Origin of the sequence: Pseudomonas sp. 57B-090624, assembly GCF_003234055.1 — a bacterium.
GTDB lineage: Bacteria > Pseudomonadota > Gammaproteobacteria > Pseudomonadales > Pseudomonadaceae > Metapseudomonas > Metapseudomonas tohonis.
Map to the genome: position 1 here is coordinate 1 of NZ_QKRU01000093.1, position 23,778 is coordinate 23,778.

Here is a 23,778-nt window from a genome sequence, read left to right on the forward strand (position 1 = left end):
GGGTCGGGGCGATGGCCGGCTGGGCGACCGGCTGGGGAATGGCGACGGGCGCGGGGATGGAGGTCGCCGCGGCGTCATGGCCGATGGGCGGATTGCTGAAGAAATCCGCCGGCAATTCGACCGCCACCGGCGCGGGCTCCAGCGGCGCGGCGGCGGTGGGCATCGGCACCGGAACGGCCGGCGCATGCTGCGGCGCGGGGCTGCTCAGGCCGAGGTCGGCGAAGGGGTCCCAGTCGGCGGGAATGGCCGGCGCGGCACCCACAGGCTCGGCGAATGCGGCAGGTGCACTCACGGGCGGTACTGGCGTCGGCTCGAAACTGGGGATCGGCGTCGGCGGGCGGAAATCATGGCGCTCGGCGGGCACGTGATCCGGGATGGAAGGCGCGGCGGCCGGCGGCGGATTGAGGAAGTCGAACAGGTCGGGCTTGGTGTCCAGGGGCGAGCCGCCGCCCTGGATGTGGGCCATGGAGGCCGGCGGTGGCGCCAGCGGCTCGGGAATCGACGCGGCGCCCGACTGGCGGCTCATCAGCGCATCGAAGCTGCTGAACGGGTCGCCGCCCGTGCTGATCGGCGCGGCGCTCACCGGCTGCATGCTCATGCCCTGCACCTGGACGAGGATCTCGTACTCGCCGAGCTTGAGGATCTCGCCATCCATCAACGGCTCGCTGTTGCCGCGACGCAGGCGCACGCCCGACTGCGCGAGCATCACGCCGTTGGTGCTGGTGTCGGTCAGGTAATAGGTGCCGTCACGGAACTGGATGGTGCAGTGCTGGCTGGAGACGAGGCGCTCGGGATCGGGAAGGACCCAATCGTTTTCGGCACTGCGGCCAATCCTCAACTCACCACGATCAAGCTCCACCTCGGGACGTTGGCCGGGGGTCAGCTTGTGATAACTGGTGATGGTCAAACGCAGTGGCATTGCGACTCCTTGCACTTCTCACTGTGGACGCGAGCACCGAGTCCCTTCGATGCCGTGCAACTTCGATCCGGTCCCTGTTCTGCACGTGGCCCTTTGCCATACATATGTTCCTACAGGCGAACGGAAAATTTGCGTGGCTTTAGCCGAATTATCTTAGATCGAAAAAAGACAAAAATGACAGCCGAAAGAGGCTAGCGTGGACTGGTGCACATCTGTCGTTTGTGCTCTGGGATTGTCTTGACAAGGGTGAAATACGACCCCAAGAATGGAAAAGAGTTGCAGCGGGTGAAGCCATGAAATTGGCGTCATCGGAACGTTGATCCAAAGGACTGTGATCAGGCCGTACGTTCACTCTGAATACAGCTTGCCCTCCCTCTGAGGCCTGACAAGGAGAACACCCACCGTGGTGGATGTGTCGCGTTTGCTATCCCCTGTTTCCCCTGAATCGCCCTGTGGTGATGACCTCGAATACGACGCTGCGTATCTCGAACTGGAGCGTATTGCCCAAGGCCAGCCCGAGCGCCAGATGGGCGACTCCGTACTCCCTGCCGAACCCCCTGTGTGGCGCGATGTCCGCGAGCTGTCCAGCGACCTGCTGCAGCGCAGCAAGGACCTGCGCATCGCCAACTATTTCCTGCAGAGCAACCTGGCCCTCGAAGGGATTCCGGGACTCGCCCAGGGCCTGATCCTGGTGCGCGAGCTGCTGACCCAGTTCTGGGACGGCCTCTACCCGCAGCTCGACGCCGACGATGACAACGACCCCACCTTCCGCATCAACGCCCTCACCGGGCTGGCGGCGGAACCGGTGATCCAGCTGCTGCGCGAAAGCAGCCTGACCAGCTCGCGGGCCTTCGGCTCGGTGAGCCTGCGTGCCGCCCTCAACGCCCTCGACCTGCAGCGCTTCCCCAGCGAGACGCTGACGGCCGAGCAGCTGCAGGGTGCCTTCCGCGACAGCGACGATGCGCTCCTCGCCAGTACCCGCAACGCCCTGACCGATGCCCAGGCCGCCCTGGCCACCATCGAGTCGACCCTTTCCGATCGCGTGGGCTCGGCCCGGAGCGCCGACCTCGGCGCCCTCAAGCAGTTGCTGCGCCACGCCCTGCAAATCCACAAGGACCAGGCCCCCGGTGACGACGCCGGCGCTGACGCCGCCGCGGCAGGCGACGACACCGCCACGGACGCCGACGCCCCGGCCTCTGCGCCGGCCGCCCGCGCCACGCCACGCATCTCCGGCGAGGTGACCAACCGCGACGACGTGCTCAAGACCCTGGATCGCATCCTCGAGTACTACGCGCGCCAGGAGCCATCGAGCCCGGTGCCGATCCTGCTCAAGCGTGCGAAGACCCTGGTGACGGCCGACTTCGCGGCGATCGTGCGCAACCTGATCCCGGATGGAATGTCCCAGTTCGAGAATTTGCGGGGCCCCGAGTCCGAATAAGTGCACGGCACATTCGAAGCGGGTTCACGCATCCGTTACCGGCTAGCGGCCGATGACGCCAACACAGCCGCACAGGCAGCGAAGGAGGAGCACCATGGGTAGCACCAGCAGTCAGAAATTCATCGCACGCAACCGCGCGCCCCGCGTCCAGATCGAGTACGACGTGGAACTCTACGGCGCCGAGAAGAAGGTGCAGTTGCCCTTCGTCATGGGCGTCATGGCCGACCTCGCCGGCAAGCCGGCCGAGCCCCAGGCCGCCGTTGCCGACCGCAAGTTCCTGGAGATCGACGTCGACAACTTCGACTCGCGCCTCAAGGCCATGAAGCCGCGCGTCGCGTTCAACGTGCCCAACGCCCTGACCGGCGACGGCAACCTGTCCCTGGACATCACCTTCGAGAGCATGGACGACTTCAGCCCCGCCGCCGTGGCGCGCAAGGTCGACTCGCTGAACCAGCTGCTCGAAGCCCGCACCCAGCTCGCCAACCTGCTGACCTACATGGACGGCAAGACCGGCGCCGAAGAGCTGATCATGAAAGCGATCAAGGACCCGGCCCTGCTGCAGGCGCTGGCCAGCGCGCCGAAGCCGCAAGACAACGAGCCGCAAGCTTAAGAGGACACCCAGATGGCCGAGTTGATGACCGACGCCGCGCCCCAGGCCGGCGAAGCGACCGAGCAGACCAGCGAGTTCGCCTCCCTGCTGCTGCAGGAGTTCAAACCCAAGACCGATCGCGCCCGTGAAGCGGTGGAAACCGCCGTGCGCACCCTCGCCGAGCACGCGCTGCAGCAGACCAGCCTGATCTCCAACGATGCGATCAAGTCGATCGAATCGATCATCGCTGCGATCGACGCCAAGCTCACCGAGCAGGTCAACCTGATCATGCACCACCCGGACTTCCAGCAACTGGAAAGCGCCTGGCGTGGCCTGCACTACCTCGTCAACAACACCGAGACCGACGAGCAGCTGAAGATCCGCGTGCTGAACATCTCCAAGGGCGAGCTGCACAAGACCCTGAAGAAGTTCAAGGGCACCGCCTGGGACCAGAGCCCGATCTTCAAGAAGCTCTACGAAGAGGAATACGGCCAGTTCGGTGGCGAGCCCTACGGCTGCCTGGTGGGCGACTACTACTTCGACCAGTCGCCGCCGGACGTGGAGCTGCTGGGCGAGATCGCCAAGGTCTCCGCCGCCATGCACGCGCCGTTCATCTCCGCCGCCTCCCCCACCGTGATGGGCATGGGGTCCTGGCAGGAGCTGTCCAACCCGCGTGACCTGACCAAGATCTTCACCACCCCGGAATACGCCGGCTGGCGCTCGCTGCGCGAGTCCGACGACGCGCGCTACATCGGCCTGACCATGCCGCGCTTCCTGGCCCGCCAGCCCTATGGCGCCAAGACCGACCCGGTGGAAGAGTTCGCCTTCGAGGAAGACACCGCCGGCGCCGACAGCAGCAAGTACACCTGGGCCAACTCGGCCTACGCCATGGCGGTCAACATCAACCGCTCGTTCAAGCTCTACGGCTGGTGCTCGCGCATCCGCGGCGTGGAATCCGGCGGCGAAGTGCCGAACCTGCCGGCGCACACCTTCCCCACCGACGACGGTGGCGTGGACATGAAGTGCCCGACCGAGATCGCCATCTCCGACCGCCGCGAGGCGGAGCTCGCGAAGAACGGCTTCATGCCGCTGCTGCACAAGAAGAACACCGACCTGGCGGCCTTCATCGGCGCCCAGTCGCTGCAGAAGCCGGCCGAGTACGACGACCCGGACGCCACGGCCAACGCCAACCTGGCCGCGCGCCTGCCGTACCTGTTCGCCACCTGCCGCTTCGCGCATTACCTCAAGTGCATCGTTCGCGACAAGATCGGCTCGTTCAAGGAGAAGGACGACATGCAGCGCTGGTTGCAGGACTGGATCCTCAACTACGTCGATGGCGACCCCGCTCACTCCACCGAGACCACCAAGGCGCAGCACCCGCTGGCAGCCGCCGAAGTGGTGGTCGAGGAGATCGAGGGCAACCCGGGCTATTACAGCTCGAAGTTCTACCTGCGCCCGCACTACCAGCTCGAAGGGCTGACCGTGTCGCTGCGCCTGGTATCCAAGCTGCCTTCGGCCAAGGGGGCCTGAGGCGCGTCACTTTAAGCGCCTGCCAGGTGGCGGGCGCGCCTGACAAGGTGGCGAAAGCCACGAAGGAGGAAACATGGCTGTAGATATGTTCATCAAGATCGGCGACGTCGAAGGTGAGTCCGCCGACAAGACCCACGGCAAGGAAATCGACGTGCTGGCCTGGAGCTGGGGCATGTCCCAGTCCGGCAACATGCACCAGGGCGGTGGCGGTGGCGCCGGCAAGGTGAGCGTGCAGGACCTGTCGCTGACCAAGTACATCGACAAGTCGTCGCCGAACCTGATGATGGCCTGCTCCAGCGGCAAGCACTACCCGGAAGCCAAGCTGACCATCCGCAAGGCGGGCGGCGAGTCGCCGGTCGAGTACCTGATCATCACCATGAAAGAAGTGCTGATCTCCTCCGTCAGCACCGGCGGCAGCGGTGGCGAAGATCGCCTGACCGAGAACGTCAGCCTGAACTTCGCCCAGGTACAGGTCGACTACCAGCCGCAGAAAGCCGACGGCGCCAAAGACGGCGGCCCGGTCAAGTACGGCTGGAACATCCGCGAGAACGTCAAGATCTGATGCTCTCCCACCCGGGCCTGCGCGAGCGGGCCCGGGTGCGTTTCGAGCCACCCGCCCCGGACCGACCATGGCCAGACCCTTGCCCGACTCCCACGCAGCGGCCTCCCCTCCGCCGGTCGACCTTCGTGACGCTGCCCGCTGCCGCCTGCCCCAGGCCGCAGTGGAGAGCGCCACCTCGAGCCCCATCCCCCCTTCCCTTCGCGCAGCCCGGCTGCAGGCAGGACGACCATGACCGCCGAAGAACTACTGCGCGCAGGACGCGCCGACGAAGCCCTGAAATCCTTGCAGGACCAGGTGCGTGCCCAACCTTCCAACGCCGAGCTGCGGGTGTTCCTGTTCCAGCTGCTGGCGGTGCTCGGCCAGTGGAGCCGCGCGCAGAACCAGCTGAAGGTCGCCGGCGAGCTGGATGCCAGCACCCTGGCCATGGTGCAGACCTACCGCACCGCACTGGAATGCGAAGCCCTGCGCGCCGAGGTGTTCGCCGGCCGCCTGACCCCCGTGGTGCTGGGCGAGCCCGCCGAGTGGGTGGCGCCGCTGATCCAGGCGCTCAAGCATGACGCCGACGGCCAGCACGAAGCCGCCCAGGCCCTGCGCGACGCCGCCTTCGAAGCCGCGCCCGCCGTGGCCGGTACGCTCAACGAGCAACCCTTCGAATGGTTCGCCGACGCCGACCCGCGCCTGGGCCCGGTGCTCGAACTCATCGTCAACGGCCGCTACGTGTGGCTGCCGATGCACAACATCCAGAGCCTGGTCACCGAGGCGCCCACCGACCTGCGCGACCTGGTCTGGCTGCCGGTGGAAGTCACCCTGGTCAACGGCGGTGCCACCGTGGGCCTGATCCCCAGCCGCTACCCGGGCAGCCAGGACGACGCCGACGGCGCCATCCGCCTGGCCCGCAAGACCGATTTCCTCGACGATGGCCGCCCCCTCGGCCAGCGCCTGTTCGTCACCGACCAGGGCGACACCGCGCTGTTCGAACTGCGCAGCCTCGCCTTCGGGCATCCGGAGGCCTGAGCATGGCCGAGCTGACGCTGCAGGAACGTCTGCAACCCTCCCTCCTGGACCGGTTGACCGACGAGGACCCGAGCAACGCCAAGGAGAGCGTCGACAAGCGCGTGCTCTCCCTGTCCCAGCTCAAGGCGTCCGTCCTGCGCGACCTGGCCTGGCTGTTCAACACCATCGCGCCGCTCGACAGCGAGACCTCCGGCGAGATCCAGGCCGGCAACTCGGTGGTCAACTACGGCCTGCCGCCGCTGGCCGGGCACACCGCCTCCAGCGTCGACGTGCAGGCCATCGAAGCCCTGCTCACCGAGACCATCGCCGACTACGAGCCGCGCATCATCCGATCCACCTTGCGCGTCCGCGCCCAGCTGGCAGCCGACCAGATGAACCACAACGCCCTGTCCTTCGAGATCGAAGGCGACCTCTGGGCCGAACCCGTGCCCCTGCGCATGTTGCTCACCACCGACCTGGACCTGGAGACCGGACACGTGCAGATCGTCCCCGCCGACCACCTGCGCAGGCGCAACAAATGAACCCGCGCATGCTCGAGTACTACAACCAGGAACTGCAGCACATCCGCGAGAGCGCGGCGGAGTTCGCCGGTGAATACCCGAAGATCGCCAGCCGCCTGACCCTCTCCGGCATCGACTGCGCCGACCCCTACGTCGAGCGCCTGCTGGAAGGCTTCGCCTACCTCACCGCGCGGGTGCAGCTGAAACTCGACGCCGAGTACCCCACCTTCACCCACAACCTGCTGGAGATCGCCTACCCGCAGTACCTGGCGCCGACCCCGTCGATGACCGTGGTGCAGCTGCAGTCCGATCCCAACGAAGGCTCGCTGGCCAGCGGCTTCACCGTGGAGCGCAACGCCTCCCTGCGCGGCCTGCTGGGCACCGACGAGCAGACCGCCTGCGAGTACCGCACCTCCCAGCCGGTGACCCTGTGGCCGCTGGAGGTGACCCGGGTCGAATACTTCGGCAACCCCGCCTCGGTGCTCGGCCGCCTCGCCGCCTCCGAGCCCACCGCCAAGGCCGCCCTGCGCCTGCGCCTGCGCACCGGTGCCGGGCTGCCCTTCAGCGCCCTGCCCCTGGAAAGCCTGTCGTTCTACCTGCACGGGGCCGACGAGCAGCCCTTCCGCCTCTACGAGCAATTGCTGGGCAACGCCTGCGCCGTGTTCGCCCAGGCCCCTGGCGGCGACTGGGTCGAGCGCCTGCCGCCGGAGAGCCTGCGCCCGCGCGGCTTCGATGACGAGGACGCGGTGCTGCCGGTGGTCCCGCGCGCGTTCCAGGGCTACCGCCTGCTGCAGGAATACTTCGCCCTGCCCAACCGCTTCCTCTTCGTGGACGTGGCCAACCTGCGCCGCCCGGTGCAGCGCTGCGCCGGCCAGGAGCTCGACGTCATCGTGCTGTTCAACCGCCTCGACCCGAGCCTGGAAGGCAGCATCGGCACCGAGCAGTTCAAGCTGTTCTGCACCCCGGCGGTGAACCTGTTCCCGCGCCGCGCCGACCGCATCCACCTGAGCGACCGCGTGCACGAGCACCAGGTGATCGTCGACCGCACCCGCCCGCTGGACTTCGAGGTGCATTCGCTGACCGAGGTCAGCGGCCATGGCGCCGGCCCCGAGCAGCCGTTCCAGCCCTTCTATGCCGTGCGCGACCCCTCGCGCTACGGCCGCGAGCAGGCCTGGTACACGGTGCGCCGCGAGCCCCGCGTGCTCTCCAGCAAGCAGCGCCGCAAGGGCCCGCGCTCCACCTACATCGGCAGCGAGACCTTCGTGTCCCTGGTGGACGCCAACCAGGCGCCCTACCGCCACGACCTGCGCCAGCTGGGCATCGGCGCGCTGTGCACCAACCGCGACCTGCCGCTGTTCATGCCGGTGGGCAACGGCCGCAGCGACTTCACCCTGGAAGACAGTGCCCCGGTGCTGTCCGTGCGCTGCCTGGCCGGCCCGAGCCGCCCACGCGCCAGCCGCGCCCACGACGCCAGCGCCTGGCGGCTGATCAGCCAGCTGTCGCTCAACTACCTGTCGCTGAGCCAGGAGGGCCAGGGCGCCGCCGCGCTGCGCGAACTGCTGCGCCTGTACGGCGACCCCACCGACTCGGCGCTGCAGATGCAGATCGAAGGCCTGCGCCAGGTCACCAGCAAACCCTGCACGCGGCGCCTGCCGATGCCCGGCCCCATCGTCTTCGGCCGTGGCCTGGAGATCGGCCTGGAGTTCGACGAGAACGCCTTCCGCGGCACCGGCGTGTTCCTCCTGGGCGCGGTGCTGGAGCGTTTCCTGACACGCTACGTGTCGATCAACAGCTTCACCGAGACGGTGATGCGGACCACTGAACGGGGCGAGGTGATGCGATGGCGGGCGAAGCCCGGACGCCGTCCGAATCTGTGAACACCCTCGCGGCTATGGAGACCGCGCCCTGGAACTACGACTTCTTCCAGGCGCTGCGCCGTATCGAGTGCGAATTCCCCGAGCGCCCGCGCCTCGGCCATTCCGTGCGCCTGGCCGATGACCCGCTGCGCCTGGGGCAGAAGCCCGACTGCGGTTTCGCCCCCTCGACCCTGGCCAGCGTCGAGCACAACCCCGACGGCACGCCGCGCATCGAGCAGTACTTCTTCGGCCTCACCGGCCCCAACGGCCCGCTGCCGCTGCACCTGACCGAGTACGCCCGCGAGCGCCAGCGCAACAACGCCGACGCCACCTTCAAGCGCTTCCTCGACGTCTTCAACCATCGCCTGCTGACCCTGTTCTACCGCGCCTGGGCCGAAGCGCGCCCGACCGTGAGCCAAGACCGCCCCGCCGACGACTACTGGTCGCCGCGCCTGGGCGCCCTCTCCGGCCGTGGCATGCAAAGCCTGATGGGCCAGGGCCCGATCGACGACGCCGCGCGCTACTACTTCACCGGCCACCTGGCCGCGCAGACCCGCTACCCGGACGGCCTGCGCAGCATCCTCGCGGAGTTCTTCGGCGTCCCCGTGGCCATCGAGGAGTACGTCGGCCAATGGCTGGAGCTGCCCGAGTTCAGCCGCCTCGGCGCCCAGGCCAGCACCCTGGGCACCGACCTGTGCCTGGGCACCCACGTGTGGGATCGCCAGCACAAGTTCCGCATCCGCATCGGCCCGCTGGACCTCTCGCAGTACCAGCGCTTCCTGCCCGGCGGCGAGCTGTTCCACGAGCTGGCCGCCTGGGTCGCCGAGTACCTGGGCGAGGAGCTGGACTGGGACGCCAACCTGGTGCTCAAGCGCGGGGAAGTCCCCCCCGTGACCCTGGGCGGCAACGACCGCCTGGGCCTCAACACCTGGCTGGGCAAACCCGCCGAGGACGCCGACGACCTGCTGCTGGCGGTGAGTCATTTGAGCCATGGTGAGTAATGTTGATGAGGCCATGCCTCGCTCTTTAGTGGGTCCCCGCGTGCGCGGGGATGACGACGAATGCAGGAATGACGACATGCGCGGGGATGACGACGTGCGCGGGCGACGGCGAGCGCTGGGGTGACGGCATTCACGGGGACGTCTCCGTGCACCGTCACCCTCGCGAACGCGGGGGCCCACTGAACCCGCGAACCACTGAACAGATGACAACCGGAGCGCATGGAGCGCTCCAGACAGGACCAACCACACGGCCATCACTGCAAGCGTGCCGTCAGGAAAAGGAGAGCAAGATGAGCGAAATCAGTCGTGCCAAGCTGTTCGGGAAGCTGAACAGCCTCGCCTACAAGGCGATCGAAGCGGCCACGGTGTTCTGCAAGCTGCGTGGCAACCCCTACGTCGAGCTGGTGCACTGGTTCCACCAGATCCTGCAGCTGCAGGACTCCGACCTGCACCAGATCATCCGCCAGTTCAACATCGAGCCGGGACGCCTGGCCAAGGACATCACCGAGGCCCTGGATCGCCTGCCCCGTGGCTCGACCTCGATCACCGACCTGTCCTCCCATGTCGAGGAATCGGTGGAGCGCGGCTGGGTCTACGGCAGCCTGATGTTCGGCGAAAGCCAGGTGCGCACCGCCTACCTGGTGGTCGGCATCCTCAAGACCCCGAGCCTGCGCCACGCCCTCAGCGCCATCTCCCGCGAGTTCGACAAGATCAAGGTGGAAACCCTGATCGAGCGCTTCGACGAGATCGTCGGCAACTCCCCGGAGAACGCCCTGACCGCCACCGACGGCTTCAACGCCGGCGCCGCCCCGGGCGATGCCAGCGGCGCCATGGCCCCGGCGGCCATGGGCAAGCAGGAAGCCCTCAAGCGCTTCACCGTGGACCTCACCGAGCAGGCCCGCAGCGGCAAGCTGGACCCGATCGTCGGCCGTGACGACGAGATCCGCCAGCTGGTGGACATCCTCATGCGGCGCCGCCAGAACAATCCGATCCTCACCGGCGAGGCCGGCGTGGGCAAGACGGCTGTCGTGGAAGGCCTCGCCCTGCGCATCGTCGCAGGCGACGTGCCGCCCTCGCTGAAGGACGTCGAGCTGCGCGCCCTGGACGTGGGCCTGCTGCAGGCCGGCGCCAGCATGAAGGGCGAGTTCGAGCAGCGCCTGCGCCAGGTGATCGAGGACGTACAGAGCTCGCCCAAGCCGATCATCCTGTTCATCGACGAAGCCCACACCCTGGTGGGTGCCGGTGGCGCCGCCGGCACCGGCGATGCCGCCAACCTGCTCAAGCCGGCCCTGGCGCGCGGCACCCTGCGCACCGTGGCGGCCACCACCTGGGCCGAGTACAAGAAGCACATCGAGAAGGACCCCGCCCTCACCCGCCGCTTCCAGGTGGTGCAGGTGGACGAGCCCTCCGAGCACCGCGCCATCCTGATGATGCGCGGCGTCGCCTCGACCATGGAGAAGCACCACCAGGTGCAGATCCTCGACGAGGCGCTGGAGGCGGCGGTCAAGCTGTCCCATCGCTACATTCCCGCGCGCCAGCTGCCGGACAAGTCGGTGAGCCTGCTGGACACCGCCTGCGCCCGCGTCGCCATCAGCCTGCATGCCGTGCCGGCCGAGGTGGATGACAGCCGCCGCCGCATCGAGGCGCTGGAGACCGAGCTGGCCATCATCGGCCGCGAGCACGCCATCGGCGTCGCCATCGGCAGCCGTCGCACCGACGTGGAGAGCGCGCTGGTCGAGGAACGCGCCCGCCTGGCCGGGCTGGAAGAGCGCTGGAACGAAGAGAAGGCCCTGGTCGACGAGCTGCTGGCCACCCGTGCCAGCCTGCGCGCCGCCGCCGAGCCGGTGGACGGCACCAGCCGCGAGGCCGGCGCCGACGCCCCGAGCCTGAGCGAGGACGAACTGAACGGCCTGCGCGCCAAGCTGGCCGACCTGCAACAGCGCCTCACCGCGCTGCAGGGCGAGACGCCGCTGATCCTGCCGACCGTGGACTACCAGGCCGTGGCCTCGGTGGTCGCCGACTGGACCGGCATCCCGGTGGGCCGCATGGCACGCAACGAGATCGAGACCGTGCTCAACCTGGGCACCCACCTGAAGAAGCGCATCATCGGCCAGGACCATGCCCTGGAGATGATCGCCAAGCGCATCCAGACCTCCCGCGCGGGGCTGGACAACCCCAGCAAGCCCATCGGCGTGTTCATGCTCGCGGGCACCTCGGGCGTCGGCAAGACCGAAACCGCGCTGGCCCTGGCCGAAGCCATGTACGGCGGTGAGCAGAACGTCATCACCATCAACATGAGCGAGTTCCAGGAAGCGCACACCGTCTCCACCCTCAAGGGTGCCCCGCCCGGCTACATCGGCTACGGCGAGGGCGGCGTGCTCACCGAGGCGGTACGGCGCAAGCCCTACAGCGTGGTGCTGCTGGACGAGGTGGAGAAGGCCCACCCGGACGTGCACGAGATCTTCTTCCAGGTGTTCGACAAGGGCGTGATGGAAGACGGCGAAGGCCGGGTGATCGACTTCAAGAACACCCTGATCCTGCTCACCACCAACGCCGGCACCGACCTGATCGCCAGCCTGTGCAACGACCCCGAGCTGATGCCCGAACCCGAGGGCATCGCCAAGTCGCTGCGCGAGCCGCTTTTGAAGATCTTCCCGCCGGCGCTGCTGGGCCGCCTGGTGACCATCCCCTACTACCCGCTGACCGACGAGATGCTCAAGAGCATCACCCGCCTGCAGCTGGGCCGCATCAAGAAGCGCGTGGAGGGCTCGCACAAGGTGCCCTTCGACTTCGACGACAAGGTGGTGGACCTGGTGGTCTCGCGCTGCACCGAGACCGAGAGCGGGGGTCGCCAGATCGACGCCATCCTCACCAACAGCATGCTGCCGGACCTCTCCCGCGAGTTCCTCGGCCGCATGCTCGAAGGCCGCAAGGTCGAGAAGGTGACGGTGGGCGCCGAGAACGGCGAGTTCACCTACAGCTTCGATTGAAGCGACGCGGCGCGCCCCACGACGGGGTGCGCCGCCTGATATGTGGAAGGTTCCGGCGCGTCGGAACCCGGCAGTGACGCGTACAGCGCTAAGGAAGTGTGGGATGGCGATTTCGCAACGGGCACGCATGGCCAAGGTCAGCAGCCCGCTGGGCGGCGATGCATTGCTGCTGGACCGGCTGGATGGCCATGAGGAGCTGGGACGGCTCTTCGACTACGAGCTGAACCTGATCTCGGAAGATCACTCGATCCAGCTCGATGCCCTGCTGGGCAAGCCCATGGGCGTTTCCCTGGAGTTGCCCGACGGCAGCCAGCGCTACTTCCATGGCATCGCCAGCCGCTGCAGCCAGACCGCCGGCAGCGGCCAGTTCGCCGGCTACCACGTGAGCCTCAAGCCCTGGCTCTGGTTGCTGTCGCGCACCTCCGACTGCCGCATCTTCCAGAACAAGACGGTGCCGGACATCATCAAGCAGGTGTTCCGCGACCTCGGCTTCTCCGACTTCGAGGACGCCCTCACCCGCACGTACACCGAGTGGGAATACTGCGTCCAGTACCGCGAGACCAGCTTCGAGTTCGTCAGCCGCCTGATGGAACAGGAAGGCATCTACTACTACTTCCGCCACGAGCAAGCGCGCCACGTGCTGGTGCTCTCCGATGCCTACGGCGCCCACGCGCCGGTGGCGGGCTATGGCACGGTGCCCTTCTACCCGCTCGCGGACCAGATGCGCGAGCGCGACCACATCTACGACTGGTACCTGGCCCGCGAGGTGCAGCCGGGTTCGCTGTCGCTCAACGACTACGACTTCCAGCGCCCCAGCGCCCACCTGCAGGTGCGCTCCACCGTCAGCCGCGCCCACAGCAACGCCGAGCTCCCGCTGTACGACTACCCCGGCGAATACACCCAGAGCCAGGATGGCGAGCAGTACGCGCGCAACCGCATCGAGGCGATCCAGACCCAGTACGAGCGCGTGCACCTGCGCACCAATGCGCGCGGCCTGGGTTCCGGGCACCTGTTCAAGATGAGCGGCTACCCGCGTGCCGACCAGAACCGCGAGTACCTGATCGTCGGTGCCCGCTACCAGGTCAGCCAGGAGAGCTACGAGAGCGGCTCCGCCGGCGGCCCGTTGCAGTTCGAAAGCGCCCTGGACTGCATCGAGGCGCGCCAGCCCTTCCGGCCGATGCCCACCACCATCAAGCCCATCGTCCAGGGGCCGCAGACGGCCATGGTCGTCGGCCCCAAGGGCGAGGAAATCTGGACCGACCAGTACGGCCGCGTGAAGGTGCACTTCTACTGGGACCGGCATGACCAGTCCAACGAGAACAGCTCCTGCTGGATCCGCGTCTCCCAGGCCTGGGCCGGCAAGAACTGGGGCTCGGTGCAGATCCCGCGCATCGGCCAGGAGGTGATCGTCAGCTTCCTCGAGGGCGACCCCGACCGCCCGATCATCACCGGCCGCGTGTACAACGCCGAGCAGACCGTGCCCTACGAGCTGCCCGCCAACGCCACCCAGAGCGGCACCAAGAGCCGCTCCAGCAAGGGCGGCACGCCGGCGAACTTCAACGAGATCCGCATGGAGGACAAGAAGGGCGCCGAGCAGCTGTACATCCATGCCGAACGCAACCAGGACATCGCCGTCGAGCACGACGAATCCCACTGGGTCGGCCACAACCGCACCAAGAGCGTGGACAACGACGAGCTGGCACGCATCGGCCAGGACCGCACCCGCGCGGTGAAGCGCAACGACACCCTGATGGTGGGCGGCGCCAAGGCCGACAGCGTGAGCACCCAGTACCTGATCGAGGCCGGCGCGCAGATCCGCCTGGTGTGCGGCAAGAGCGTGCTGGAGTTCAATGCCAGCGGCGAGATCAACATCTCCGGTACCGCATTCAACCTCTACGCCAGCGGCAACGGCGCCATCGACACCGGCGGTCGCCTCGACCTCAACTCCGGCGTCGCCAGCGAGGTGCCGAACAAGGGCAAGGGCATCAAGGGCGCCATCGACGCCATGGTCAAGGCGCTGTTCCCACCACCCAAGGCCTGACAGCCCCGCCCGGCCGCCGGCCGACCACCCAGGCCCTCGCCACCCAGGGTGGACCTCGCGCCATCGGTCCGCCTTGCGTGCTCGCCGGCCGCTCCGCTGGTGGATGGAAAAAGCGCCATCCACCCTACGAGCAGCTCAGGCACCGTGGAAATTCATTCGCGATGCCCTGCCGCCGGCCGATCACCCATGCCCGCGCCGCGTAGGGTGGACCCCGCTCCATCGGTCCACCTTGCGTGCTCGCCGGCAACACCTTCATCGATGTGTGCATCGCGCTCGGGGCACAGCCGTTTCCGTAGGGTGGCGTAGAGCGAAGCGAAACCCGCGCGGTGGCGGCGGCAGAAATTCGTGGACGCCCGGAAAGCACCGTTCTTGATCGCTTGCTTTAAAACCACAACTGCTAACGCAGACAGAGCCAATTCATTCGCCCAAGGGCAACGGCGTCGCGCCTCAGGCGTTGGCCGGCACGAAGTCCGGGCCGCCGAGCTTGTCGCGCACGGTCACGGCGGTGCGCAGCAGCGGTGTCCACATGCCGTCGGGGCTGTTCCAGGCGGCGCCGGCCCAGCGGGTGTCGGCCTGCAGGGCGGCCTTGTTGGCTTCCAGCTGGCGTTGCAGGGCTATCGCCACGCCGCTCATGTCCACTTCGAACAGCTCGCCATAGGGCCCTTCCGGCTGGGCGCGTTTCTTCGCCAGGCAGAAGCGGTAGTACCAGACCCAGTCGTGGGCCAGGTAGATGGCGCGGTTGCGGTCCGGGTAGGTGGCCAGGATCTTCAGCAGCGCCGCGACGAAGCGCTGGGGAAAGGCCGGGTCGTGGGTTTCGCGCCAATAGGGCACCACCAGCTGGTCGAAGGCGGCCACCACGTTCTGCGGCTCGTCGTTTTCGCTGCGCGCCTCGAGGAAATAGAACGGCTCGCCCACCAGGAAGCGGTCCAGTTCGTCGTTGGCCAGGGCGAGACGAAGCGGGCCCTCCCCCATCTAGATCGCAGTGCCGCGAAGCTTGCCCGGCTTGACTATCAGCAGGTCGTCCATTTCGCGGTTCTTGCAGCGGCGGGCGAATTCGATTGCAGCTTCGACATCGTTCTCGAGCAGGTCGAAGGTCGCCTTGTTGACCTCGTAATACTCTTCATAGTCGACGAGACCGTTGCTCACCGGGATGGACAGGAACAGACGCCCCGACTCTTCTTCGATACCCAGGGAAAACCGGTACTCCCGGCTGACGAACAGATCGGTGAATTTCATCGTTACCTCTATAGATCCAAGGGTATCCAGTTGAACTCGCTGGGACTGATGCTGCCAGCGTCGATCACGGCTTCGGTGTTGCCGTTGGGCAGTTTGCCGCCCGGTATCCAGAATTCGTTGGCCCCCGCCTCGTTGCCCGAGGGTATGCGCAGGTTCAGCTTGCCCGGCTCCGGAATGTCGACCCGGACCAGGCTGTTGCTTTCGAGGAAGTCCTTCGGCAGGCCCAGGGCCTCTTCCATGGCGCGCTTGTCGCCCTTGGTGGAGGCCAGCAACTGGTCGGCTTCGTGCTTGGGCATTATGAACGAGGTGCCATCGCGCTGGGCGATCCCGTATTTGTCGAGGTTCGCCTTGGTCATGAAACGCGAGGCGCCCTTGTCGAACTGGCCCAGGTGCTGGGACACGTATTCCGGTGTCAGGTAGTCCGTGGCGGGCGGGCGCGAATTCTTGGGAATGGCGAGGATGTCCGCCTCGCTGAAACCCGGCTTGAACTTGGGCACTTCGGCCGCCGGGCGGCCCAGGCGCGCCATCTTCGGCCCCAGGCCGAGCATGGCCATGCCGGCCACGCCCTGCAGCAGGTCGCGGTAGCCGGGGCCGAGGCGGTCGCCCAGGTCACCCAGCAGCTCCATGCCGCCGAAGATGGCGCCTCCGATGAGTACGGTAGTGGCCAGCGCGGCCAGGCCGGCCATGGCCGCGACCACCAGGCCGACGCCCAGGGCGGCCAGGCCCAGGGCCTCCAGCCCCGTGTGCATCCAGCCCTCGATGTCCAGCACGAAGGCGACCCGCTCGGTGGGGCCGCCGATGAAGGTGTTCTCGCTGCCGCTCTTGATGTGTGCGCCGCAAACCATCTTGCTGGTGATGCGCGCCGCCGGCTTGCCGTTGATGTAGACGGTGGCGCTGCCCTCGGCGATGGTCACCTCGAAGGGCCAGATGGGGTGGTTGCACGGCAGGCCGCTGCAGGAGGACGAGGCATCCTCCCCCGCACGCATGGAGGCGCGGAGGTTGATGAAGACGTTCGGGCTGCCCCGTATCAACGCCCCCGTCGTCGGTTCCGGCAGGTTGAAGAGTGTGTTCAGGCCCTTGAGGATCTGGAACATCGAGAGGCCGCCACCGGCGATGGAGCCGGCCATCACCGCCAGGGCCACGCCGCCGGTGGCCGCCGTGGCGGCGATCACCGCCGCGCCGATCAGCGCACCCGCCACCGCGCCGGCCACCATGGCCGCCACGCCGAATCCGTGGGCTATCTCGTCGCCTAGGCGTGCCGCTGCCTGTGCATCCATGAGGTACGTCTACGTCCTTGCTGCGGGGCGCCTCGCGGCGCTCGGATCAGGCTGCCGGGGGCAGCGGTTTGAAGGTCTGCATCGCCTGTTTCCAGGCCGGCTCGTGATACGGCAGGTCCTGGGGCGTGGTGGTGAGGGTGGCGATCAGCACCGTGGCCCTGAGCTCGATGAACACCTGGCGCAGCATCAGCTGGCGGCCTTCGCGCTGCCAGGTGTAGTCCAGCAGCACGGCGGGCGAGCCCTGGATGTTGATGTCCCATTGCTTGATCAGGGCGAAGCCCGGCAACTGCTGGCGCGCAGTGGAAAGCTGCTGCTCGATGTAGTCGGCGAACGCGCCATCGCCCTTGCTGGGGTCGCGGCTGATGACGAAGCTGGCTTCCTTGGCGGGGCCCGTTGCGGGCAATTTGAAGATGTTGATGCTCTGGTCCTGCCAGGAGTCCGGAATATCCAGATCCGCCTCGTGGAGTCGGTAGAGAGTCACTGCTGAAGGCCTTCCCTAGTCTGTATCGCGCATGAGCGGGTCGCCGAATACCTCGCCGCGACCCGGGGGTGCGGGTTCGACAACCGGTGAGGCGAAAAATTTTCGGGGAACGCGAATCAAACATCAAGGAGCAAGGCCGCTGGATATGCCCCAGGTCTCGATTTATCTGCGCGGGGAGCGGCCTGTCGGGTTTCCCACGACCGACCAGGGAGCAGGTCGGGTGGGAGCGGACTCATCCGCGATGGAAGGCGATAGGTGCTGCAGGTCTTTTCGCGAGTAAAAATCCACGTTTTTAGAGCGTGACTTTGCTTTTGGTCCTCTATGAAGAGGGTGCAATCAGACCTCGAAACATGCAGCCGCCGCTTACTCCGGACGTAGGGTGTGCTGCGCGCACCTCGGACTCGCCGGAAGCACCGCGCGGAGGTGCGCACGGCACACCCTACGACACGCGTTAATCCTGCAGGGCTCTCAATTCACATCGTCACAGGCAGAGCCGATGACTCATGACCGCGACCTAAGGACGTGGTTTTCCAAGTTCAAATGAATTCGCCCCTACGGGCCGGCCGGAATCGCGAGGTCAGCCCTGGGCCTCCAGCACCTGCAACGCCCTGTGGTACTTGGCCACCCGCGCCAGGTCCTTGTCGTCCAGGTGCGGCAGGCGCGAGACGTCGAGGTTGTCGCGGATGTCGGCGAGCTTGACCCGGCGGGCCAGCGGGTTGGGGCGGATGCGCGCGATGAAGGCCTCGTAGCCCTCCCCCTCGCGCTTGCTCAGGCAGTCGATGGCGGCCAGCACCGGTTCGGGAATGCCCAGGGCGCGCAGGTCGTCGAGGCCGATGTCGCCGTCTTCCACCACATCGTGGAGCACGGCGACCATCTGCGACTCGGCATCGTCGAAGCGCAGCATCAGGCGCAGGGGGTGGAGGATATAGGCCTTGCCGGCCTTGTCCCGCTGGCCGGCGTGCACACGGCAGGCCAGGGCGATGGCACGTTCGAGGGTGTCGTTCATGGGGGCTCCGGGGCTGGGGCAGGCGGCGAGCATAGCACCCGCCCTCACCCGCCCAGCCGTTGCGAATGTGAACCCCGTCCAGAAGTGGGGACGCCGGCCGGCGCTCGCTCATCCGCTCTCTGGACAGCGGAGCCGCTCTGCACTACAACAATCGCCGGCGAGAATCCTGCCGCCCGATCGGCAAGGTTGTTTCCCGTCACCCCGAATGGATTCGCGGATATCGGAAAAAGCGCCCGGGACGAGCGTCGTCTGCTAATACTTCGACCCAGGTTTCCCCGGAAATCCCGGCCTGCCCGCCCCGCGTCGATCCCCTGGCGCCGGCCCGATGGCGGTTCGCTCCGATCCCAGTGGTACACGAGGCAAGGACAGCATGGCAATCACACAACAGGCCCGCATGGCCAAGGTCAGCAGCCCGCTCGGGCCCAACGTCCTGGTCCTTGACCGGCTCGATGGCCATGAGGAACTGGGGCGGCTCTTCGACTACGAGCTGAGCCTGGTTTCGGAAAACTACGCCATCAAGCTCGATGCCCTGCTGGGCAAGCCCATGGGCGTCTCCCTGGAGTTGCCCGACGGCAGCCAGCGCTACTTCCACGGCATCGCCTGCCGCTGCAGCCAGACCGCCGGCACCGGCCAGTTCGCCGGCTACCAGATCAGCCTGCGCCCCTGGTTCTGGCTGCTGTCACGCACCTCCGACTGCCGCATCTTCCAGAACAAGACGGTGCCGGACATCGTCAAGCAGGTGTTCCGCGACCTGGGCTTCTCCGACTTCGAGGATTCGCTGTCACGCTCCTACCGCGAGTGGGAGTACTGCGTGCAGTACCGCGAGACCAGCTTCGAGTTCGTCAGCCGGCTGATGGAACAGGAAGGCATCTACTACTACTTCCGCCACGAGAAGGAGCGCCACGTGCTGGTGCTCTCCGATGCCTACGGCGCGCACAAGTCGGTGGCCGACTACGCCTCCGTGCCCTACTACCCGCTCGAAGACCAGATGCGCGAGCGCGACCACATCTATGACTGGCACCTGGCCCGCGAGGTGCAGCCCGGCTCCCTGGCGCTGAACGACTACGACTTCCAGCGCCCCAGCGCGCGCCTGGAGGTGCGCTCCACCGTCTCCCGCCCGCACAGCAATGCCGAGCACCCGCTGTACGACTACCCGGGCGAGTACGTGCAGAGCAAGGACGGCGAGCAGTACGCACGCAACCGTATCGAGGCGATCCAGACCCAGTACGAGCGCGTGCACCTGCGCACCAACGCACGCGGCCTGGGCTCCGGGCACCTGTTCAAGATGACCGGCTACCCGCGCGACGACCAGAACCGCGAATACCTGATCGTCGGCGCGCGCTACTCCATCAGCCAGGAAAGCTACGAGAGCGGCGCCACCGGCGGCGTGCTGCAGTACGAGAGCGCCCTGGACTGCATCGAGGCCTCCCAGGCCTTCCGCCCGATGCCCACCACCATCAAGCCCATCGTCCAGGGGCCGCAGACGGCCATGGTCGTCGGCCCCAAGGGCGAGGAGATCTGGACCGACCAGTACGGCCGGGTGAAAGTGCACTTCTATTGGGACCGGCATGACCAGTCCAACGAGAACAGCTCCTGCTGGATGCGTGTGTCCCAGGCCTGGGCCGGCAAGAACTGGGGTCATATCCAGATCCCGCGCATCGGCCAGGAGGTGATCGTCAGCTTCCTCGAGGGCGACCCCGACCGCCCGATCATCACCGGCCGCGTGTACAACGCCGAGCAGACGGTGCCCTACGAGCTGCCTGCCAATGCCACCCAGAGCGGCACCAAGAGCCGCTCCAGCAAAGGCGGCACGCCGGCGAACTTCAACGAGATCCGCATGGAGGACAAGAAGGGCGAGGAGCAGCTCTTCATCCACGCGGAGAAGAACCAGGACATCGAGGTCGAGAACGACGAGACCCACTGGGTCGGCCATGACCGCACCAAGACCATCGACCACGACGAAACGGTGCACGTGAAGCACGACCGCACCGAGACCGTGGACAACAACGAGACCATCACCATCGGTGTCGACCGTACCGAGAAGGTCGGCAACAACGAGAAGATCACCATCGGCGTCAACCGCACCGAGGACGTCGGCAGCAACGAGACCATCACCATCGGCGCCAACCGCACCGAGAAGGTGGGCAGCAACGAGAACATCACCATCGGCAGCAACCGCACCGAGAGCGTGGGCAGCAACGAGAACATCACCATCGGCAGCAACCGCACCGAAAGCGTGGGCAGCAACGAGAACATCACCATCGGCGCCGACCGCACCGAGAGCGTGGGGGCCAACGAGCAGGTGGACATCGGCAGCAACCAGACCACCAGCATCGGCAAGAACGAGTCGCGCAGCATCGGCCAGAACCGCAGCACCGACGTCGGCCAGAACGACAGCGTCGACATCGGCAAGAACTTCTCGCTCAACGCCGGCGACTCCATCAGCCTGGTCACCGGCTCCGCCAGCATCACCATGAAGAAGGACGGCACCATCGTCATCCGTGGCAAGAACATCACCATCGACGGCTCCGGCGCGATCAACATCAAGGCCAGCAGCAACGTCGTGGTCAAGGGTCAGAAGATCCTGCAGAACTGAGCCCGCGCTCGGTCAGGGAGTACAGAGCATGACAGTCCAGATCCACACCCCCGCCGCCACCCGCCTCGACGGCGTGGTGATCGGCATCCTCCTCGACGTGCCCGAGGCCTCCAGCCCGGTGGTGGCCTTCCCCGGCTGCCCGTCGGAGACCGGCATCGCCGCGACCACCACCACGGTGCTCGCCCGCGAGGACATCGGCACCCAGGTGGCGCTGATGTTCGTCGGCGGCGACCCCGCCCAGCCCCTGGTGATCGGCCGCATCCAGCGCCTGCCGGAAACCCGCAAGGAACCGGCGGTGGCGCACATCGACGGCGAGCGCCTGGAGTTCTCCGCCGAGCGCGAGATCGTCCTGCGCTGCGGCAAGGCCAGCATCACCCTCACCCGCGAGGGCAAGGTGCTGATCAAGGGCGCCTACCTGTCCAGCCGCTCCTCCGGGGTCAACCGCATCAAGGGCGGTTCGGTGCAGATCAACTGACAGAGCCGCATACATGGAATTGCTCAACGCCACCCGCCTGACGGCCGCCTACACCCAGGGCCTGGCCCCCGACGGGCGCGAGTCCCTGGTGGTGGTCGCCAAGGGCACCTTCGACCTGCCGCTCGATGGCAGCGAAGCGCGCCTGGCCGAGGTCCAGCGCCCGCTGCTGATGGCCGACGAATACGTCGGCGAGCCCGGCCTCTCGGCGCCACGCCAGGAAATGGACTTCGCCCCGGTCAAACCCTTCTGCGACGTGCTGGTGATGGGCAAGGCCCATGCCCCCAACGGCCGCCCCGCCACCCAGATCACCGCCGGCATCCGCGTCGGCCGGGTCAGCAAGGCCTTCAGCGTGCTCGGCCCGCGCCAGTGGCAGCCCGGCATGCTCGGCGCCAGCCCCGGTGTCCCGCAGCCCTTCCTCGAACAGGACATCGGCTACGCCCACGCCTTCGGCGGCCGCCACGCCATGGCCGAGCGCCCGGACTTCGCCGAGACCTACCTGCCCAACCCGGCCGGCATCGGCTGGTACCCCAAGAGCGCCGGCACCGCCGAGATCGTCGGCATGCCCATGCCCAGCACCGAAGCCCTGGGCCAGCCCATCGACAGCCCCCACGGCGACTTCACCCCCATGGCCCTCGGCCCCATCGGCCGCCACTGGCCGCCGCGCATCGGCTACGCCGGCACCTATGACGAGGCCTGGCTGGCCGACCACTTCCCCTTCCTGCCGCCGGACTTCGACACCCGCTACTACCAGGCCGCCCCGCCGAACCAGCAGACCGAGTACCTGCAGGGCGGCGAGGACGTGCTGCTGCTCAACCTGACCAAGCAGGAACGCGCAGGCTTCAAGGTGCCGAGGATGCAGGTGCCGGTGACCTTCTTCCTGAAAAAGGGCGGCCACGAGACGGTGCAGGCGGTGATCGACACGCTGGTGGTGGACACCGACGCCGGCAAGGTGGAGATCACCTGGCGCGCGAGCCGGGCGCTGAGGAAGAACATGTTCGAGATCACCCAGGTGCTGGTAGGCACCAAGTCAGCTGCCTGGTGGCGGGCCAAGGCCCTTGGCAAGGACTACTACCCATCACTTTCGTCGTTGACCGCTGCCCGGCGCACCGATGCGCAGGAGCAATCCTAATGACCAGTTTCTGCGTCCTCGGCTCCGGCATGGTGACAGCTGTCGGCCATGACGCGCCCTCCAGTTGCGCAGCCATTCGCTGTGCCATCGACAACTTCCAGGAAACCCGCTTTATGGACAGCGGTGGCGAATGGCAGATCGGCTCGACAGTTCCCCTGGAACAGCCCTGGCGGGGCCGGGTAAAGCTGGTCAAGATGGCCGCCCGCGCGATAGCCGAGGCGGTGCGCAGCGTGCCCGGCTGTCAACCCGACCAGACGCCGCTGTTGTTGGGCCTGGCCGAGGCCGAGCGCCCCGGCAGGTTGGCGAACCTGGACATCAGCCTGCTGCATGACATCCAGCGCGAACTCGGTATCGAGTTCCATGAGGCTTCCAGTGTCATTGCACGTGGCAGGGTCAGCGGTGCCGTAGCGCTGCTCAATGCCCGCAAGCTCCTTGCCGCGGGGCACCGCTATGTACTGGTTGCCGGAGTCGACTCCTTTCTCGATGCCTCGACACTGGAGAGCTATGACAAACGGGAACGGTTGCTGACCAGTCGCAACTCCAACGGATTCATACCCGGTGAAGGTGCCGCCGCTGTCGTGCTTGGCCTGCCACGCCTCGATGAAAACCCACAGCTGGCCTGTATCGGCCTGGGCTTCGGTATCGAGCAGGCCAACATCGAAGCAGAAGACACTCCACTGAGAGCGGAAGGCCTCACCCAGGCGATACGGGCCGCTCTCGCCGAGGCAGGCTGTGGCCTGGAGAGCATGGATTACCGGCTGACGGATCTATCCGGGGAACAGTACTACTTCAAGGAAGCATCCCTGGCGATGAGCAGGAACCTGCGGGTGCGCAAGGAGTTCTTCGATATCTGGCACCCAGCGGACTGCATCGGAGAGTGCGGGGCCGCCATTGGCCCTGCAATGCTTTCCGTTGCACTGGCCGCTTCGCGCAAGGGCTATGGCGAGGGTCCCAACATCTTCTGCCACCTGGGTAACGATGCAGGACAACGTGCCGTCGTCCTCTTGAGCTACCAACATGTGAGGGCTGCCTGATGGCCAACCAGGTTTTCGCCAACAACATGGAAGTATCCTGCAAGTCGGCAAGCGGCAAATCCATCGCCTGCTTCCCCGACGTCTGCTTCACCCCGCCCCAGGCG

21 protein-coding genes are annotated in these 23,778 nt (G+C 66.8%); 15 read left to right on the forward strand and 6 right to left on the reverse strand.

Going from position 1 to position 23,778, the window contains the following annotated elements:
- The coding region (gene tagH / locus DMX10_RS28795; RefSeq protein WP_111264314.1) for a type VI secretion system-associated FHA domain protein TagH at positions 1–919 on the reverse strand (919 nt) is incomplete at its 3' end.
- Positions 920–1,322: 403 nt separating this feature from the next.
- Here tagH and tssA point away from each other — a divergent pair.
- The 10 genes from tssA to DMX10_RS28845 all read left to right on the forward strand — a co-directional run bounded on the left by tssA (position 1,323) and on the right by DMX10_RS28845 (position 14,440).
- Positions 1,323–2,357, forward strand: a complete 1,035-nt coding sequence (gene tssA, locus DMX10_RS28800) for a type VI secretion system protein TssA (protein WP_111264315.1) — start codon at positions 1,323–1,325, stop codon at positions 2,355–2,357.
- A gap of 94 nt (positions 2,358–2,451) precedes the next feature.
- Positions 2,452–2,967, forward strand: a complete 516-nt coding sequence (gene tssB / locus DMX10_RS28805; RefSeq protein ID WP_111264316.1) for a type VI secretion system contractile sheath small subunit — start codon at positions 2,452–2,454, stop codon at positions 2,965–2,967.
- Between the two features lie 12 nt (positions 2,968–2,979).
- Positions 2,980–4,476 (forward strand): type VI secretion system contractile sheath large subunit, encoded by a 1,497-nt coding sequence (gene tssC / locus DMX10_RS28810; protein ID WP_111264317.1) that lies wholly within the window; start codon positions 2,980–2,982, stop codon positions 4,474–4,476.
- Between the two features lie 73 nt (positions 4,477–4,549).
- Positions 4,550–5,038 carry a type VI secretion system tube protein Hcp gene (locus DMX10_RS28815; RefSeq protein ID WP_111264318.1) on the forward strand — a complete coding sequence of 163 codons (489 nt, stop codon included), beginning with the start codon at positions 4,550–4,552 and terminating at the stop codon, positions 5,036–5,038.
- A gap of 228 nt (positions 5,039–5,266) precedes the next feature.
- Positions 5,267–6,052 carry a type VI secretion system accessory protein TagJ gene (locus DMX10_RS28820; RefSeq protein ID WP_111264319.1) on the forward strand — a complete coding sequence of 262 codons (786 nt, stop codon included), beginning with the start codon at positions 5,267–5,269 and terminating at the stop codon, positions 6,050–6,052.
- Positions 6,053–6,054: 2 nt separating this feature from the next.
- Entirely contained in the window at positions 6,055–6,573 is a 519-nt protein-coding gene (gene tssE, locus DMX10_RS28825) for a type VI secretion system baseplate subunit TssE (protein ID WP_111264320.1), read from the forward strand.
- The gene (gene tssF / locus DMX10_RS28830) at positions 6,570–8,429 is read left to right on the forward strand and encodes a type VI secretion system baseplate subunit TssF (protein ID WP_111264321.1); all 1,860 of its coding nucleotides are present in this window, start codon (positions 6,570–6,572) and stop codon (positions 8,427–8,429) included. Before tssE ends, tssF begins: the two co-directional genes overlap by 4 nt.
- Positions 8,393–9,409 carry a type VI secretion system baseplate subunit TssG gene (gene tssG / locus DMX10_RS28835; protein ID WP_111264322.1) on the forward strand — a complete coding sequence of 339 codons (1,017 nt, stop codon included), beginning with the start codon at positions 8,393–8,395 and terminating at the stop codon, positions 9,407–9,409. Before tssF ends, tssG begins: the two co-directional genes overlap by 37 nt.
- Before the next feature lie 290 nt (positions 9,410–9,699).
- Positions 9,700–12,399, forward strand: coding sequence for a type VI secretion system ATPase TssH (tssH, locus tag DMX10_RS28840; protein WP_111264323.1), 2,700 nt, complete (start codon positions 9,700–9,702; stop codon positions 12,397–12,399).
- A 127-nt stretch (positions 12,400–12,526) separates the two neighbouring features.
- Positions 12,527–14,440: a type VI secretion system tip protein VgrG gene (locus DMX10_RS28845; protein ID WP_371921737.1), complete on the forward strand. Its 1,914-nt coding sequence runs from the start codon at positions 12,527–12,529 to the stop codon at positions 14,438–14,440.
- Positions 14,441–14,887: 447 nt separating this feature from the next.
- On the opposite strand, the gene DMX10_RS28850 is transcribed toward DMX10_RS28845, so the two are convergent.
- From DMX10_RS28850 to DMX10_RS28870, 5 genes are all read right to left on the reverse strand, one after another.
- Positions 14,888–15,412, reverse strand: a complete 525-nt coding sequence (locus DMX10_RS28850) for a hypothetical protein (protein WP_111264325.1) — start codon at positions 15,410–15,412, stop codon at positions 14,888–14,890.
- Entirely contained in the window at positions 15,413–15,676 is a 264-nt protein-coding gene (locus tag DMX10_RS28855) for a hypothetical protein (RefSeq protein WP_111264326.1), read from the reverse strand.
- An 8-nt stretch (positions 15,677–15,684) separates the two neighbouring features.
- A complete protein-coding gene (locus tag DMX10_RS28860; protein ID WP_111264327.1) occupies positions 15,685–16,953 on the reverse strand; it encodes a PAAR domain-containing protein in 1,269 nt (422 codons plus the stop codon).
- Between the two features lie 46 nt (positions 16,954–16,999).
- Positions 17,000–17,434: a DcrB-related protein gene (locus DMX10_RS28865; RefSeq protein WP_111264328.1), complete on the reverse strand. Its 435-nt coding sequence runs from the start codon at positions 17,432–17,434 to the stop codon at positions 17,000–17,002.
- 577 nt (positions 17,435–18,011) lie between these two features.
- Positions 18,012–18,440, reverse strand: a complete 429-nt coding sequence (locus tag DMX10_RS28870; protein WP_111264329.1) for a GTP pyrophosphokinase — start codon at positions 18,438–18,440, stop codon at positions 18,012–18,014.
- A 370-nt stretch (positions 18,441–18,810) separates the two neighbouring features.
- Between DMX10_RS28870 and DMX10_RS28875 the strand changes: the two genes are divergently transcribed.
- The 5 genes from DMX10_RS28875 to DMX10_RS33345 all read left to right on the forward strand — a co-directional run.
- Positions 18,811–21,036, forward strand: a complete 2,226-nt coding sequence (locus tag DMX10_RS28875; protein ID WP_111264330.1) for a type VI secretion system Vgr family protein — start codon at positions 18,811–18,813, stop codon at positions 21,034–21,036.
- Between the two features lie 28 nt (positions 21,037–21,064).
- The gene (locus tag DMX10_RS28880) at positions 21,065–21,511 is read left to right on the forward strand and encodes a DUF6484 domain-containing protein (protein ID WP_021217654.1); all 447 of its coding nucleotides are present in this window, start codon (positions 21,065–21,067) and stop codon (positions 21,509–21,511) included.
- A gap of 13 nt (positions 21,512–21,524) precedes the next feature.
- Positions 21,525–22,640 carry a DUF2169 domain-containing protein gene (locus DMX10_RS28885; protein WP_111264331.1) on the forward strand — a complete coding sequence of 372 codons (1,116 nt, stop codon included), beginning with the start codon at positions 21,525–21,527 and terminating at the stop codon, positions 22,638–22,640.
- Positions 22,640–23,674 (forward strand): beta-ketoacyl synthase N-terminal-like domain-containing protein, encoded by a 1,035-nt coding sequence (locus DMX10_RS28890; protein ID WP_111264332.1) that lies wholly within the window; start codon positions 22,640–22,642, stop codon positions 23,672–23,674. The genes DMX10_RS28885 and DMX10_RS28890 overlap by 1 nt, the downstream gene beginning before the upstream one ends.
- A partial coding sequence (locus DMX10_RS33345; protein WP_256604875.1) for a hypothetical protein occupies positions 23,674–23,778 on the forward strand: 105 nt, incomplete at its 3' end. The genes DMX10_RS28890 and DMX10_RS33345, both read left to right, overlap by 1 nt.